General features: G+C 38.1%; 11 protein-coding genes and 2 pseudogenes. 7 read left to right on the plus strand and 6 right to left on the minus strand.

Features of this window, described 5'->3' with window-relative positions; translation table 11 throughout:
* Positions 1 to 25: 25 nt before the first annotated feature.
* From E4O00_RS02870 to E4O00_RS02885, 4 genes are all read left to right on the plus strand, one after another.
* A complete protein-coding gene (locus tag E4O00_RS02870) occupies positions 26 to 1,069 on the plus strand; it encodes a tetratricopeptide repeat protein (protein ID WP_253678482.1) in 1,044 nt (347 codons plus the stop codon).
* Positions 1,069 to 2,358: a lytic transglycosylase domain-containing protein gene (locus E4O00_RS02875; protein WP_253678483.1), complete on the plus strand. Its 1,290-nt coding sequence runs from the start codon at positions 1,069 to 1,071 to the stop codon at positions 2,356 to 2,358. Before E4O00_RS02870 ends, E4O00_RS02875 begins: the two co-directional genes overlap by 1 nt.
* A 20-nt stretch (positions 2,359 to 2,378) precedes the next feature.
* Positions 2,379 to 3,728, plus strand: a complete 1,350-nt coding sequence (locus tag E4O00_RS02880) for an OmpA family protein (RefSeq protein WP_253678484.1) — start codon at positions 2,379 to 2,381, stop codon at positions 3,726 to 3,728.
* A gap of 90 nt (positions 3,729 to 3,818) precedes the next feature.
* Positions 3,819 to 4,298 (plus strand): outer membrane protein assembly factor BamD, encoded by a 480-nt coding sequence (locus E4O00_RS02885; RefSeq protein WP_253678485.1) that lies wholly within the window; start codon positions 3,819 to 3,821, stop codon positions 4,296 to 4,298.
* Positions 4,299 to 4,310: 12 nt separating this feature from the next.
* Here the strand turns inward: E4O00_RS02885 and E4O00_RS02890 are convergent, their stop codons facing one another.
* A complete protein-coding gene (locus E4O00_RS02890) occupies positions 4,311 to 5,225 on the minus strand; it encodes an alpha/beta hydrolase (RefSeq protein WP_253678486.1) in 915 nt (304 codons plus the stop codon).
* Positions 5,226 to 5,397: 172 nt separating this feature from the next.
* Between E4O00_RS02890 and E4O00_RS02895 the strand changes: the two genes are divergently transcribed.
* Both E4O00_RS02895 and E4O00_RS02900 read left to right on the plus strand, forming a co-directional pair.
* Positions 5,398 to 6,498 carry a formylglycine-generating enzyme family protein gene (locus E4O00_RS02895; RefSeq protein WP_253678487.1) on the plus strand — a complete coding sequence of 367 codons (1,101 nt, stop codon included), beginning with the start codon at positions 5,398 to 5,400 and terminating at the stop codon, positions 6,496 to 6,498.
* A gap of 76 nt (positions 6,499 to 6,574) precedes the next feature.
* On the plus strand, positions 6,575 to 7,870 hold the full coding sequence (locus tag E4O00_RS02900; RefSeq protein WP_253678488.1) for an L-cysteine desulfidase family protein: 1,296 nt from the start codon (positions 6,575 to 6,577) through the stop codon (positions 7,868 to 7,870).
* Here the strand turns inward: E4O00_RS02900 and pbpC are convergent.
* From pbpC to E4O00_RS02920, 3 genes and pseudogenes are all read right to left on the minus strand, one after another.
* Positions 7,867 to 10,153: pseudogene (gene pbpC / locus E4O00_RS14130) on the minus strand (penicillin-binding protein 1C). The gene E4O00_RS02900 and the pseudogene pbpC overlap by 4 nt on opposite strands.
* 80 nt (positions 10,154 to 10,233) lie before the next feature.
* On the minus strand, positions 10,234 to 10,995 hold the full coding sequence (locus E4O00_RS02915) for a hypothetical protein (protein ID WP_253678491.1): 762 nt from the start codon (positions 10,993 to 10,995) through the stop codon (positions 10,234 to 10,236).
* A 526-nt stretch (positions 10,996 to 11,521) separates the two neighbouring features.
* Positions 11,522 to 12,411, minus strand: a pseudogene (locus E4O00_RS02920) (Rpn family recombination-promoting nuclease/putative transposase).
* 179 nt (positions 12,412 to 12,590) lie between these two features.
* On the opposite strand from E4O00_RS02920, the gene E4O00_RS02925 reads away from it, so the two are divergent.
* The gene (locus tag E4O00_RS02925; RefSeq protein ID WP_253678492.1) at positions 12,591 to 14,648 is read left to right on the plus strand and encodes a S9 family peptidase; all 2,058 of its coding nucleotides are present in this window, start codon (positions 12,591 to 12,593) and stop codon (positions 14,646 to 14,648) included.
* A gap of 78 nt (positions 14,649 to 14,726) precedes the next feature.
* Here E4O00_RS02925 and E4O00_RS02930 read toward each other — a convergent pair whose 3' ends face one another.
* Both E4O00_RS02930 and E4O00_RS02935 read right to left on the minus strand, forming a co-directional pair.
* Positions 14,727 to 15,419 (minus strand): class I SAM-dependent methyltransferase, encoded by a 693-nt coding sequence (locus E4O00_RS02930; RefSeq protein ID WP_253678493.1) that lies wholly within the window; start codon positions 15,417 to 15,419, stop codon positions 14,727 to 14,729.
* A 34-nt stretch (positions 15,420 to 15,453) separates the two neighbouring features.
* Complete coding sequence (locus E4O00_RS02935; RefSeq protein ID WP_253679627.1) at positions 15,454 to 15,837, minus strand: ankyrin repeat domain-containing protein; 384 nt, start codon at positions 15,835 to 15,837, stop codon at positions 15,454 to 15,456.

Genomic DNA, 15,837 nt, shown 5'->3' on the forward strand with positions numbered 1-15,837 from the left:
GGGAGAAAATGATATTATAACGCAAATGAAAAATAAACTTATTTTGATGTTCATGCTTTGTCTTATTTTTATAAGCTGCAAACAAGATCCCGATTTTTATTTATATGATGATATGGATAACTTAAAAGACGAGCAAAGAACTCTTATTGAAGTCTTAAAAAAGACGGAAAGCAAGGAAATGAGCTTTGCCGTTAAGGATAGAATAGCAAAAAATCTCAAGGTTAAAAAAAAGCATAAGCTTTTGATTGTCTTTTTAAGCTCCCTTGTAGAAAATGACCCTGATGACACTTATAAGGGGTATTGGCTTTTAATGCTGGCAAACGAATACATGGAACAAAAAATGAATGAGCCGGCCGCCTATTTTTTTGAAAGAGTTATAAAACTGGATAAGGATATGGAAATCTCCGGAAAGTCCATTCAGTATTTGAGCTTAAAAAATTTGATAAACATAACAACTGATCCCAAGCGCCTTGTAGAGTATTATTCTCTTTTGCTTTCCAACTTTTATGACAGCATAGATCCGGCTTATTCTTATTTTATGCTTGCACAAAATTACGAAAAACTCGGAGAATGGCATTTGGCGATTCAAAGCTATTCAAAATTTATAGGCCTCGGCCGTTTCGACTTGGTTATACCCGGTATTCCCGACAATTACGGTTATGCCCGAAAAATCGTGGACTACAGCTCTTCAACAAAGAGCTGGACTATGGAAAGCCTTGACGAACTTTTATCGATTATAAAGGCTGCAATTCAAAGGAAGGACTTTGATACCTTGGAAAGATACCGCTCAAAGGTCAACTTTTTTTCGATGGCATGGAAGCAGGAGCTTTCTGATATTTACGGTTCTCCCGATTTTTCTTTACGAAATTTTATGCGCGGAAGCTATATAAAAATAGAACCGGAGATAGACCCTTCTTCTACACCCTACGAAGCCTATCTTAAAACCTCAGGCTGGAATCAATATTCAAGAATATGGTACCTGTATTTTAGGAAGGTAAACTTCCCGGCAGATCCTGAAATTCATGGAAGATGGGAGTGGGCAGGCATTTACTACGGAGAAAAAATTTAGTGAAAATACGGCTTTTTTTTATAGTCTTTATTTTTTTTAGTTTTAATTTCATTCATTCAGCCTCTTTAAATTTTGCAGAGGACGAATCCGCTAAACTCAGACAGTTTAGCAAGGTCTCCCTAGTTTATAACCGTCAAAAATCGCTTCACGGTATGGTTATTGTTCCTCCGAAGTATCCTCTAATTGAAAAATTTAGAAATCAGTATCTTAATCAAAACGGCTTAAGATATTTGGAAGCGATAATGCAAAGATCTATCCCTTACCGGAATTTTATTATTGAAGAATTACGCAGGGAAAATCTCCCGCCTGAACTCTTATTTTTACCGGTAATAGAATCGGGCTTTTCACCTAAGGCTGTTTCAAAGTCCGGGGCTGTAGGCATTTGGCAATTTATGCGGAACAGTATAGGCGGCTATGATATTCAAATTGATGAATGGATGGATGAAAGACGGGATCCTTGGAAGGCTAGTGCCGCCGCGGTAAAAAAACTTAAATGGAATTATAATTATTATAATGACTGGTACTTGGCTCTTGCGGCTTATAACTGCGGGGTAGGGGCCTTGGACAAGGCAATAAAAAAGGCAGGAAGCCGAAACTATTGGTACCTGGCTGAAAAGAAATTCCTAAAAACCGAAACAGCCCTCTATGTTGCCAAATTTTTAGCTATTGCAGAAATTCTTATGAATAGCGAAAAATACGGTATTGATTGGGGCGAAGCTCTTGATTATGAAGCCACAGAGCTTATTCCGATAAAACGCTCTGTTGATCTTATTTTACTTGCAGAAAAAGTTAAGGCCGACACCGATCTTTTTTCGGCCCTTAATCCGTCCTTAAAATTTAATATTACACCTCCCAATGTAAAATATAATCTGCGTATTCCTATGGAACATAAGGAGGCTGTTCAGGATTTGCTTTCAAAAAACACCCTTCTTATAAAATATTACAGTTATAAGATAAGATCCGGTGATACATTGTACGCCTTGTCAAAACACTACGGCGTAAGCATTAAGTCCATTATAAACTATAATCCCGGTATCAAGGCTTCGGCTCTTAGGATAGGACAGGTGCTTAGGATACCGGCCTTAAAAACGGTGAATTCATACAGGCGTAAAAAAGACGATCAAAATGTTGAATTTAATGGTATATACATAATTCAAAAGGGAGATACCCTTTGGTCGATAGCCTTAAAACATGATGTTCAAGTTGAAACTCTTGCCTCAAAAAACGGAATAGAAGTAAATTCGGTGCTTTCCTTAGGTCAAAAACTAAAGGTGCCGATAATAAACTGATAAGCAAGGGGATAAAGCAAATGAATAAATTTTTAAATAAAAACAAAGCTTTAAAAAATGCCAAGGCTTTAAGCGGCTTTTTTTTGTTTTTTTTCCTTTTTAGTTTAGCCTTAAACGCCTATGAGCCTTTTCTTGAATCTTCTTCTGTACAAAACTGGAAAACCGGCACAATCGAATCCTTGATAAAACTTGATATAAATAAGAGCGGGTTTTATCTTCCGAGCGACAGAGATGCGGCTTTTAACACAATAGAAAAATACATGCCGTCTCTTTTAAAGGATATTTATCTTTCGGTTATAGTCGACTCATCGCACCGTTTGGGAAACTATCTTGCCGAAGAAAAAGTAAATTTAAACACCATAAACAAGATAATTGAAAAGGGGAATTATAAAAATCCTCATTTTTCAAATGATCTATCTCATGCTATGATTACAACAAGCACCGAAATGCATGAAATTGCAAAACTTTTTATCAAGCATTCTACGCCTTATGTTCCTTTAATCCCCCCAAGTACCACGGTAAGCAAGGCTTATACCGGTATTTTAATAGATGCTAGAGGTTTGCTGCCTGTTCATGGGGAGTACACAAAGGAAAAACTTCAGCCCTGTATTTTCCCTAAAATTTGGAATACAGATATGTCTACGATATATGAAAAAAATATGGTAGATCCTAAAATTGCAAAAAAACTGGGAATTGTTTTATATTCTTCAAGTTTGAATGAAGAACTTTATAGGGAATATGTCGGTACAGAACCCCTGCGTATCATAGCAAGAGGGGTTTTCGGTCAAAATAGAACTGACCCGATTATCTCTATGGAAGATAGCAGCCGTATTTTGTCGAGACCTGAAAACTTAAAGCTTTTAGAAGAGGGGAGGGTTGTGATAATATGTGATGAGGATATGCTTCGGGTAACCGATCCCTTTAATCTTCCGGATGAAAACTATTACTTTGCTTATCATGACATTGAACTCCTGCTTGAAAAACACAAAGAAAAAGGAATTGAGTTATCCAATCCTAAAAATATCATCAAGATAACGATGTACGATATCCGCTTTGTTGCAGATATGCCTGATGTTCTTCCTCAAGAAATGGGAAAGATCGATCTAATTGCCGAAGCTCTTTTAAAGCTTGGTCCCTATACAAAGTTTTTGATTGAGGGTCATACGGCAGATCTTAATAGACCTGAGGACGAAAAAATTCTTTCCGTAAGAAGAGCTGAAAGAATTGCAGATGCAATTTCTAAAAGAGGAATTGACCGCTCAAGGATAATGACTACCGGCTACGGAAGTACAAGACCCTTGGCTCCAAGCGATAATGAAAAAAATAGGGCAAAAAACAGGCGTGTTGAGATTACGGTCATCCGTGAATAAATGCTTATATTAAACGGATGATACTTTTTGCAATATCATTTGTTTAGGATATATTGATAATAGATTTTAAATAAAATTTGGAGAATAAAAATGACAAAAAAAATTGGGGCTAAATCCTTTATTTTTAATTTAATCGGTTTTGCAGTTTTGACGGCTGCATCATTTTTGCTTTTTTCGTGTTCAAGTTTGCCTACCGACGAAACCGTTCCTGCAAATCTTACACCAATTGAGTTAAATCAAAGAGCTCAAGAAGAGGTTGATAACGGTTATTTACGAAATGCCCTTGAATATTATAGAATTGTTATAAAGCGTTATGGGAATGATCCTTCGATTAAAACTGCTGCAGAATATGAAATTGCCCATATTTACATAAATCAAAAAAAGTGGCTTGAAGCTGATGATATGCTTAAAGCCATTATTGAAAGATACGAAACTGCCGGCGGTGCAGGCCTTGCTCCTAAGTATCTTGTCCTTGCAAGGAAGGACTATAAAAGAACTCAAGAGCATATCCAAAAATATAACTTAAGAAAAACAAAGGATAAAACCGAAAAAACCGAAGAACAGATGTAATCCGGTTTTATGTTATAGCCTTTTTTCTATCCATTCAAATATATCGGCCTTAACTTCTTCTTTGTTGGTTTCGTTTAAGATTTCATGTCGGGCTCCTTCATATAGTTTTAAGTTAAGGTCGCTTATGCCGTTGGCCTTGTAAATATCGTATAGTTTTTTTACGCTCTTACCCAGATTTGAAACAGGGTCTCTGCCGCCTGAGGTAATGAGAATAGGCAGCTCCGCGGGAATTTTTGCCATTTCTGTTTTTCTATGTGTTTCTTTTAATCCTTTAACCAAATCCTGGTAAAAACCTACAGTGCATACAAAGCCGCAAAATTCATCATCAATGTATTTTTGAACCTCTTTTTCATCTCTCGAAAGCCAGTCAAAATTTGTTTTTGGGGAATCTACAGTTTTGTTGTAGGCACTAAAACTAAGCTTGTCCATAAATTTGGAGGGCTTTTTTCTTCCCGAAAAGATTTTATTTAGGCCGGCGGCAAGACCTGCAATGCTCATCATAGGGTTCGGGCCTGCACTTCCCACCAAGATAGCGGCATTAACGGTTTTACCGTAGTTTTCTATATAGTTTTGAGTTATAAAAGAACCGAAAGAGTGGCCTAGTATTATAATAGGTGTATCGGGATAAAGCTTTTTAATTTCTTCATTTATTTCTTTTTGATCTTCTACTACACGCTTAAAACCGTCATTATCGGCAAGGTAGCCTTTTTGCATTATATTTCCGCAAGTTTTACCGTGGCCTCGGTGATCCGGTGCAAATACCGTAAAGCCTCGTGTACATGCATCTTCTGCAAAGCCGGCATATCTTAAAGCATGTTCTGCCATGCCGTGAACTATATGAATTACGGCCCTAGGCCTTTTTTTAGTCAGCCACTGATGAACTGCAATAGCCGAGCCGTCACTCATTGTTTGATAAATTGTCTGCATAAATCATCCTCCATAAAAATAGTATAATCCATAAAAATAAAATTTTCAATAATTTTTTTATAAATTTACATTTTAGAAGAAACCTCAAAAGTTAAATATTGAAATATTCCGATTGATTTTTTTGCTTCAATATGTTATAAACTTTTGATAAATTTTTACCTATGGGGAAAGTATGAAGCTTATAAAAAATATCTTACAGGCTATAAAAAATCCCGGAACTTATAAAAACGAGACTTTTATTTATTTTTTGCTTTCGGTTCTTTTGATAGGCGGGATTTTATTTGCGACCAGACAAAAAATTGTCAATCATCCTTATGATTCAATCGAAAATTTTAAGACTATGATAACCGTCATTGAAAAACCGGTAACAATAGAAGGCGAAGGTTCGGAAGGCTTTTTTACCTCAGGCAGAAAAATTACCTTGAGCCCTTACGAAATAGGCAAGTATGAAGTTTCATATTCATTTTGGAATGAGGTCTATGAGTGGATTATCAAAGAAAGCGGACATAAATATGAATTCCAGTCCTTAGGACAGCCGGGTATTTATATGGGGGCTTCGGCAGATCCTGAAGCAATGTATGAGATTCCTGAATTAAAGAAAAAGGCCGAAAAACTGGGAAAAGTTTATAATACAGTAAAGGCCGGAGTCTATCCCGTAACAAAAATGTCGTGGAGTGATGCTGTTATTTGGTGCAATGCTTTAAGCGAAAAAGAAGGGCTTGATCCTGTTTATTATTATGACGGAAAAGTTGTGAGGAGTGCCTTGGATATTACAAAGAGCGAAAGTCCTGATGTACGGATGAAAAATAACGGCTACCGCTTGCCGACTGAGGCCGAATGGGAGTTTGCTGCACGAGGCGGAGATATAAAAGCTGCCGATTGGAATTTCGGATTTGCAGGAACTGACGACATTGAAAAAGCCGGAGAATATGCTTGGTACAGGGATAACAGCTCTGTATTTAATATAGGCTCTTCGGGCGAAATTATAGATATTCATCCAATAGGCCAAAAAAAGCCGAATAGGCTTGGCCTCCATGATATGTCGGGAAATTGCTGGGAATGGTGTTTTGACAGATACAACAGCAGACAGCCCGGAGATTTTACTGATCCTATCAATAATGTAGGTGGCAGACCTCGTATCATAAAAAGCGGTTCGGTAAAGCAGGGGTTAAGTTTTTCCCGTGTTCAATCTTGGGGATATGCAGTGCCTGTAAATCCCGGATATATTTTGGGCTTTAGATTGGCCCGGACAATTGTAAAAGGTAACCAATAATTATCTGCAATATGTTGACATGAGTTTAATATATGAATAAAATACTTGAGTTATAATTTTAACTTGGAGAAAGAGTATGAGCTTGGATAACGCAAAAAAAGAAAAGTATGTTCAAATTTTAAAAGAAGAATTGGTTCCGGCGCTTGGTTGTACTGAACCTATAGCAATTGCTTACACGGCTGCCAATTTACGCAAGATCATGGGAGGCATTCCCGATGAAATCTTGATTGAAAGCAGCGGTAATATAATAAAAAATGCAAAGTCGGTTATTGTGCCTAATACCGGCGGAATGAAGGGAATGGAGGCTTCAACATTGATAGGTCTTATCGGAGGAAATGCCGATAAGGGCTTGGAAGTTTTGGCCGATGTTACTGAGGAACATGTAAAGCTGGCTCATGAGTATTTGGCCAAGTCCTGCACTAAACTTAAGCTAATGGATACACCCGCGAGCCTTCACATAAGGATTACCGGAAAACTAAACGGAGATAAGGGAGTTGCCGAGCTAATCCATCAGCATACCAATATCGTTCTTCTTAAAAAGAATGATGAAATTATTTTTGAAAAACCTTTTAGCTTAACATCTGCCGCAGGAGCCTTGACAGACAGGTCTTGCTTAAATGTAAAAGATATATTGGAATTTGCCGATACCGTTCCCATCGATGAAGTGGCTCCGATAATAAACAGGCAGATAGAATATAATATGCGTGTTTCAGAAGACGGTTTAAAAAATTCTTACGGTATTGAAACCGGAAAAAATATTTTAAAATATAATCAAAGAAAGGGAGACGGTTTTTCGATTAAGGTTCAGGCTGAAGGCGAAGTGGCCGCTGCCTCCGATGCCCGTATGTGCGGCTGTTCTTATCCCGTTATTACCAATTCAGGAAGCGGAAATCAGGGCTTAGCCGTTTCTGTTCCGGTTGTCGTATATGCCAGAGAAAATAAGATAAGCGAAGAAAAACTGATCCGCTGTTTAATTGTAAGCAATCTTTTAGCCATTCACCAAAAAACGGGAATCGGAAGGCTCTCTGCCTATTGCGGAGCCGTAACTGCCGGTGCTGCCTGTGCCGCTGCCATTACTTATATGAAGGGCGGCTCTTATGAACAGGTTTGCGGAACAATAGCAAACACTCTGGGAACCGTATCGGGAATTCTTTGTGACGGAGCCAAGCAATCCTGTGCTGCCAAAATTGCTTCTGCCTTGGATTCGGCCCTCTTTGCTCATGAGCTTGCAATGGACGGAAACTTCTTTGCAGGGGGCGACGGTGTGGTTAAGGACGACATCGAAAAAACCATAGCCGGTATCGGGGTTGTCGCCGCCGAGGGAATGCACAAGACCGACGAGGTTGTGCTTCAAGTAATGCTCAAGGACTAATTTTCGTTTAAGACGTAAAAAATTCTTTTGCGGGTATTTCCACGATTGTCTGTAAGGGTGAGCTCATGCCTCCCCCTTACAGCCTGAATCTTCATTTGATGATAAGTCTTAGTGCTTCCTAAATATTCTCCATCCAAATCCCAGTAAATTACCGCCTCAGGATTTTTATGAGCGGCTTCTGCAACCAAGGCACCGAGAGAGCCGTCAAGCTCTGTCGGGATATAAACCGATGTTCCGTCTTCGGGAAATAGAATTTCAAACTCACCCTTATTTGATGCTGTGCTTTTAGGAAGCCATTGGGGGAGGGGCTTATACTCGGGATGACCCTGTTTATAAAAATATTCCGCAGCAGCCGGAAGGACGAACCTTTTTTCTATTTTAGGTAATTCGTTTATGTCGTTTGCCTTAACCTGAAACTTGCCGTCGGGACTTAAAGAAACGCTTTTACAGTAAAGGCAGGTGTCTTGGCAATGACTTTCCCTCGGTTTTAAAACCGCTTTTGTGCTGTTGCAAAACTCTCCTGCAGGATAGCCCGAATCAGCACAAGTTTTGATAAATTCAAAGTCCTTTAACTCTTGCTCCGGCCATTCTGACTTTGGAAGAATATTAAAAATTTCAAAGAGGATGGGGGCAGCGAGTTTTGTGCTTGTAATTTCCGGCCTTCCTTCGCCTGAGGCGTTTCCGCACCAAACACCCACGGAATATTTCGGCGTAATGCCTATGGTCCAAGCATCCTTGTTTCCGTAACTTGTTCCGGTCTTCCATGCAATTTTTTGATTTTCTGCATAGAGCTGCCAGACGGCTTCTTCTTCAGGCCGGTTTCCCTCGGTGAGGACATCCATGGTGATCCTACAGGCAGCGGAAGAAAAAGGAATTTTTTCGCCAAGCTTGTTTTGCGCCCTTAACATCATCTTCCTGTAAGTGTTTGTAATTTCGTAAAGCGTTATCTCTCCTCCGCCTAAAATCAAGGGAAGGCCGTAGTCATCGGCAGAGCGGTTAAAGGTGGTAAAGCCCGACCGCTTTAGAATATCCAAAAAGGCAGGTACGGTAAATTCTCGTAAGGCCCGTATAAAGGGAATGTTCAAGGAATATGAAAGAGCCTTTCGGGCAGGGATTGCTCCCGAATATGTGTAGTTACTGTTTTGAGGCGTGTAGCCTGCAATCTTTGTCGGAATATCGATGAGGAGCTGATCAGGTAAAATCATTCCCGCGTCGAGCATGGCCGCGAACAAAAAAGGTTTTAGTAAGCTCCCCGAACTCCGCCTTGCATGAATCATATCGACATGTTCGTTTTTTTGCATTCGGGCTTTGAAGGCCTGTGTTTCCTATATAGGCTAAGGGCTTTCCCGTTTCGGTATCTAAAATTAAAACTGCCGTGTTGTAAACTCCGCTTAAAAGATTTCTTTTAAAATGATGATCTGCAATTTCAAAAACTATTTCCTGTAAAGAAGCATCCAGACTGCTTATGTTTTTTTGATAGGTGCTTTGTGTTTTTAAAAGCTCAAGGTAGTGGTAGGCCTTTTGCGGAAGGGCCTTAGGCTTATCGGGAAGAGGCTCTACAAGGGAAAGCTCATAGGTTTCTTCATCTATTTTTTTTTGCAAAAAAAGATTGTATAAAAGATTATCTCTTTTTTGTTTTAAGATTTCGCTTCCCTTTCCCGGGCGGACGAGAGAGGGCTGATTAGGAAGAACCGCCAAGCAGGCCGCTTCTGCCCATGTTAAGTCATCGGGACTTCTTCCGAAGTACCTCCATGAGGCGGCTTCAAGCCCGACCACGTTTCCGCCGTAGGGCGCATGGGAAGAATAAAGATTAAGGATATTTTCTTTTGAATAGGAAAGCTCCAAAAAAAGAGACAAAAAACTTTCTTTTAGTTTTTGCTTAAAAGTCCTTAAAGAATTTTTTTCTGAAAGGCGGGCGGTCTGCATCGTAATTGTCGAAGCCCCCGAAACTATTTTTCCGTTTACCATATTTTCTTTGACCGCCCTAAAAACCGAAAGGGGATCTATTCCGAAATGAAAATAAAAGTTTTTGTCCTCGTATGTGAGGAGGGCTTCCTTGTATTTTTCAGATAGTTTTGAACTTTGAGGGAACCGCCACTGTCCGTCCTGTGCGGCTGAGGCCCCCAATAGTTTCCCGTCAAAGCTGTATAGGGTAAAAGAATAATCGTTTTTAAAGTCGGGAGTAAAAAAAACTATTGACAATAAAACTATGAGGGTAAAAATAAGGGCCGGGAGTAGGGCTTTTAAGATTTTCTTTTTAGGCAGCTGTTCAGGAAAATACATTCTTTTTGTTCTCCGGGAGGTATTATAGCATAAGGGAAAAAAAGATAATAGTATTTAAGCGGGATTTAAGTATTTATAAATTAACTCTTATTATGCCATTTGTCATATTCGGCTCGAATTAAAGACCCAATATTTATAATATCGTTGGATGATAAACCTATTTGAGATTGCAAATATATATTCCAGCCAATTACATCAATATTATTAAATCTTCCTAAATATACCTTAATATTTTTTTCTTTAATTTTTATAGATTTTTCAATAAAATTACAATTTAATTCTTTTTTAATTACTGAATATACAGTTTTTCCGTTTAAAAAAATTTTATCTATGTTTCTTCTTGCAAATAATTTTTTTAAATAAGGAAGGCTTGATTCTAATAATTTATTTTTAATATCTTCCTGAAGAGCTGACCATTTTGCGGTTGTCGCCCATTGGACTAAATCTAAAGCAACAACAGTTCCTTCATAATAAGAATACGATGAATCAAAACTAAGTAAAAACCGATTAAATTTATCAAACCATGATCTATATGGATTATTATCAAAGTATTTTTCACAAGCCTCTAGGACTTGAAACCCTTCATTTTCTGAAAGAGAATCCTCATCTTTCTTTCCAAAGACTTCCCGTGAGCATAAACGCTTTTTTTCACCAATTAGCAAATTATTTTTCTTATCATAAAATTCTCTATCGCTTGGATTTAATGAAATTGTATACACCTTGGCTTTTTTGTAATTACCGAAAAAAGGAATAGGCGTTGACTTTTTTGTTATTTGTAACTTCGGGTTTATAGGTTTACATACAAGATTTAATAGTTCTTTTTCAAGATCTTTATTATTCATAAATTTTTCTCCTTAAAATATTCAATTTACAATGCTTAATTAAGAATTAAGGTCAATTCCTATTAGAGTTTTGCTTGCAGCAAAACTCTCGAAGTCCTAACCACTGACATCCGTGTCCGCTTCCGCCTCTTTGGCGAACAGGATGTTCGGGGGTGTTATATGTGATGTTTTAGCCGAAAGGCTAAAGCTTGAAGCTCAAAAATGTACAAGGATGTATATTTTTGAACGAGTATAAAAAAAGCCCAAGGGCAGAGAGGCCGATTTTGAAAGACTCGCTGTTCTTGGGCGATTTTTGAGTAGTTTATATTTAATTTTATTTGGACATTCATTAACCGGCACGGATGCCGGTGGTTTAATTTTTGGGCGAGGCTGCGAGGCTGCGAGGCTGCGAATTTTAGAGCCTCCGGTTTTTTGTGTCAAGTGCTTTTTATTAAGTTTTTTATAAATTATGTAACTTTTAGCAGTCTTTAACATAGCAATAGTATACAGGATTAAGGGCAAAATTGCAAGGGCGTTTTTTTGCTTTTTATAGAGCTTCAATTTCTTCAATGCTCAAACCGGTAGCTTTTGAAATTGCCTCTAAGGCAAAACCCATTTCCGCTAGGTTTTTTGCTGTTTCAAGTTTAGTTTGGTAAGAACCTCGTTCGATGCCTTGTGATATACCTTGCTCAAGGCCTTGCTGTATACCAATCATTAAGCTTTCTTGCCTTTGTACTGCTATGTCCGTATCATAATCATATTCGGCTACTAACATATTGATTACCTCCCGTGATTTTCTCATTAAATATTCTCTTAAGATTCCTTTTTCTATGCATATTTTTACCGCATTGGTAAAGCCGTTTTCAGGATCGAATTGAGTTTGCTTTCTTACCTCTTCTACAAAGAGGCTGTATTCTTCAAGCGGCTTACAACGGTTTAATACTTCTGCTCCCTTGCTTTTGTTTATGTTAAATACTTTTACTTCAAGTTCCAACGGTATCCGTTCAGGTTTCGTAATAAAAGCATCCGACAACTTTAGCGTTGTAGTTTCAGGATAGTCTTCTTTACCATTGTAAAAAACATAGAATTCCGGTGTAGGTATTTTTGATAACTTTTTTAAATACCTATCAGTCGGTTTTTGAAGTTTTTCGTATAGCCTTGCTATATATTGTAAGAAGCGCAAAGGCATGTTTTCATTGATTGTGGATTGATGTTCAGCCAATACGATAATTTTACCGTCTACAAGGCAGGAAACATCGTTGATTATGTTCATGTACATAACATTATCAAGTTTTATATTTTCTACCGGACACGACATTTGTAAGTTTGTACCATGCAAGGCATTATAAAGAGATAAAAAGTTTTCTTTTGCTTTTTCGTCTTCGCTGAAAAGGTCGACAAAACCGAGTCTTTGTATTTGCGGTTTGAACTACTCATAGCTATGCCTCCTGTGTTTTTATTATAGCATAAGATAAGAATAAGAACAAGTTGGATATGCGTCTTAGCTATGTCTTTTTCCCCTATAGACGGAAAGCCTTTATCTCCTTATAATGTAGGCTCAAGTATACAAGCATAATATTGTACTAACATATTTACAAAAATTTAGGAGAAACAAATTGAAACAATCAGATTTTGAAAAACCGCCTATTGCAGAAATAAGGGCAACGAATTTTGAGAAATTTGAAAAAACAAGAACCGATAATTATTATTGGCTTAAGGACAAAACCGATAAAAAGGTTATAGATTATTTAAATGCCGAAAATGCTTATACTGATAAGATAATGGCTTCGTCAAAAGATTTACAAAATAGTATTTACGATGAAATTGTAGGCCGCATAAAAGAAGATGATGAAACCTATCCCGTTTTTGAAAACGGTTATTATTACTATAGCCGTGTCGAAAAGGGAAAACAATACAGAACCTATTGCAGAAAAAAATCATCGCTTGATTCAGCTGAAGAAATTATCTTCGATGTAAATAAAATGGCGGAAGGCAAGCAAGCCTTTATCTTCGACGATTATACGATAAGTCCCGATAATAAAAAGGCTGTTTATCTTTATAACGAAACAGGCTCCTTTGCCGAGTTCACTTTAAAAATACGCGATTTGGAAACGGGAAAAGATTTAAGTTTGAGTTATGACGGAGCCGTTTCCGTTGCTTGGTCTTCGGACAGCGAAACTCTTTTTTACAGTGCAATCGACAGCACCTTGCGTTCAAGCAAAATCTTCCGCCAAGGTCTTAATGAAGAAAAAGGAACTCTTGTTTATGAAGAAAAGGATGCAAAGTTTTCCTGCTATGTGCATGAAACAAAGACAAGGGAATTTATTTTTATAACAAGCGGAAGCTCCACCACCTCCGAAGAGCGTTTTATACGCGCCGATAAGCCTCATTCGGAATTTACAATCTTCCTTCCGCGAGTTAAGGGTATTGAGTATTTTGTTTATCCTCACAAGGAAAAGTTTTTTATCCGCTGGAAGGACAAGCAAAACTTAAACGGCAAGATCTACTCCGCTCCTCTTTCTTCATATTCCGATAAATCCACATGGAAGGAAGAAAGAGCCCATGACGAAAATGTACGCATCGAAGACGTGTCCGTTTTTGAAGGCTGCCTTGTTTTAGAGCTCCGCAAAAGCGGCCTTATCGAGATTGAAGTTAAATCCCTTAAAACCGGAGAGGTAAAAAACATTTCCTTCCCGGAACCGGTTTATACGGCTTATTTGGGAGCTAACCCTGAATACACATCCTGCAAGGTTCGATATAATTACACCTCCTTAAACCGCCCGAACAGCTTATACGATTACGATATAGAAGCAGGAAAATCTGTGCTCTTAAAACAGCAGGAAGTTCCGTCAGGCTTTAATCCCGATGACTACACTGTGGAGAGGCTTTGGGCTCAGGCAAAAGACGGAGTGAAGGTGCCTATGGCTGCCGTTTACAAAAAAGGCTTGGCAAAGAATGGGGCGGCTCCCGCCCTTCTTTACTCTTACGGAAGCTACGGCTACAGCTCAGATGTGTATTTTAGTCCTAGTGTTTACAGCCTTGTCGAGCGGGGCTTTGTGTACATAGTTGCCCAAATCAGAGGCGGAAGCGACATGGGAGAGCAATGGTATGAGGACGGTAAGCTCTTAAAGAAGAAAAACACCTTTACCGACTTTATCGCCTGTGCCGAGCATCTGATTTCTCAAAAATATACTTCTTCGGAAAAAATTGCAATCATGGGCGGAAGTGCGGGCGGTCTTCTTATGGGAGCCGTTACAAACATGCGTCCTGATCTTTTCCATTCGGTTGTAGCTGCCGTTCCCTTTATAGACGTTGTTACCACCATGCTCGATGATTCCTTGCCTCTTACCACAGGAGAATACGAAGAGTGGGGCAACCCGAACGAGGAGGAGTACTATAACTACATGCTTTCGTATTCTCCCTATGACAATATCGAAGCAAAAAATTATCCGCACATTCTTGTGACGGGCGGCTTAAATGATTCACAAGTTCTGTTCCACGAGCCTGCAAAGTACACGGCAAAGCTGCGTGCAAATAAAACTGGAGATAATATTTTAATCCTCCGCATGAATATGGATTCAGGCCACGGAGGTGCTACAGGCCGCTATGACAGGATTAAGGACACTGCCTTTGAATACGCCTTTATTCTTAACATGGTTGGGATAAATAAGTAGTTTTTTTTACTTTAATCACCGCAATGCCGTTCAAGGCTTTGCGGTGAATTTTTAACGGTTTCTTTATACTTTAATATTTTATTTTTCTGCAGCGTAGATTGTCGAGTATTCCGTTAGATCGCTTGGGGTAAAATTATAATCCGAATAGCAGCCTATCTTTTTAAAGCCTACTTTTTTTAAACTTTCTTTTAAAAATTCCTGTTTTAGGGGGAGCAAAAAAGTATGATCTGATAGACTTTCGTTATTTTTTTTATCCGTAAAGTTTATGATAAATTTAAGCCTTTCTTGTTCTGCAAAATCATAGGAACGTTTAAAAATCAAATTCCCGTTTTCGATTATTTTAAAATTCATCTTTTGTTCTGAAATAATTTTATCGTAATTTAATATTTGAAAAATAAAAACTCCGTCTTCTAAAAGACTTTTATAAATATGAGAAAAAAATAAAAAAACTTCATCCCTATTTTTTAGGTGGGGAAGAGTGTTGCCGAAACAGAATACGGCATTGAATTGCCCGAATTTTACAATATTGAGCATGTCCTCAACTTCAAATCTTATGTTTGAAGCGGCAGGACTTATTTTATTTTGTGCAATCGAAATCATTTTTGTGTTTAGGTCTATTCCGATTGGTGTAAAACCTTCATTTAAAAGAGTAAAACAAAGTTCTCCCGTTGCACATCCTGCATCAAGAATTTTTCCTTCTTTACAAAAAGTTTTAATAAAGTCAACTTTTTTCTTTTTCGAGAGGAAAAATATCCTCGTAATTTTCTGCAATTAAATCGTAAAGTTTCATAAGACCTCCTATGAGTTATAAAGATTTTAAGTAATCATTTAATTCATCATTCTTTGCTAAAAGAGCGTAATCTTTTATTGTCATGCCGCTCTGTTCTCCTTCTGTAACTTTTTCATCTATGCAGGCACCTTTTGAGATTACATAGTCAAGCATTTTTTTGTCGCCGCCTAAAGCGACGGCGTGAATTATCGAAAAATTATAATCCGCTTTAATTAAAACATCTGCTCCTTTTTCGATTAAAAACCAAAATAAGGCCTTATGGCCGAATTCGGCTGTTTTCATAACAGCCGTAAATCCGTCCTTGTCTTGAGTATTAATATCAAAGCCGTTTTGTAAATAAGCTTTTATCAGTCCAACATCGTTCTTTTTTGCAGCTTGTATAAATTCGTCAATGTGCAT

Origin of the sequence: Treponema sp. OMZ 788 (genome assembly GCF_024181245.1) — a bacterium.
Taxonomy (GTDB): Bacteria; Spirochaetota; Spirochaetia; order Treponematales; family Treponemataceae; genus Treponema_B.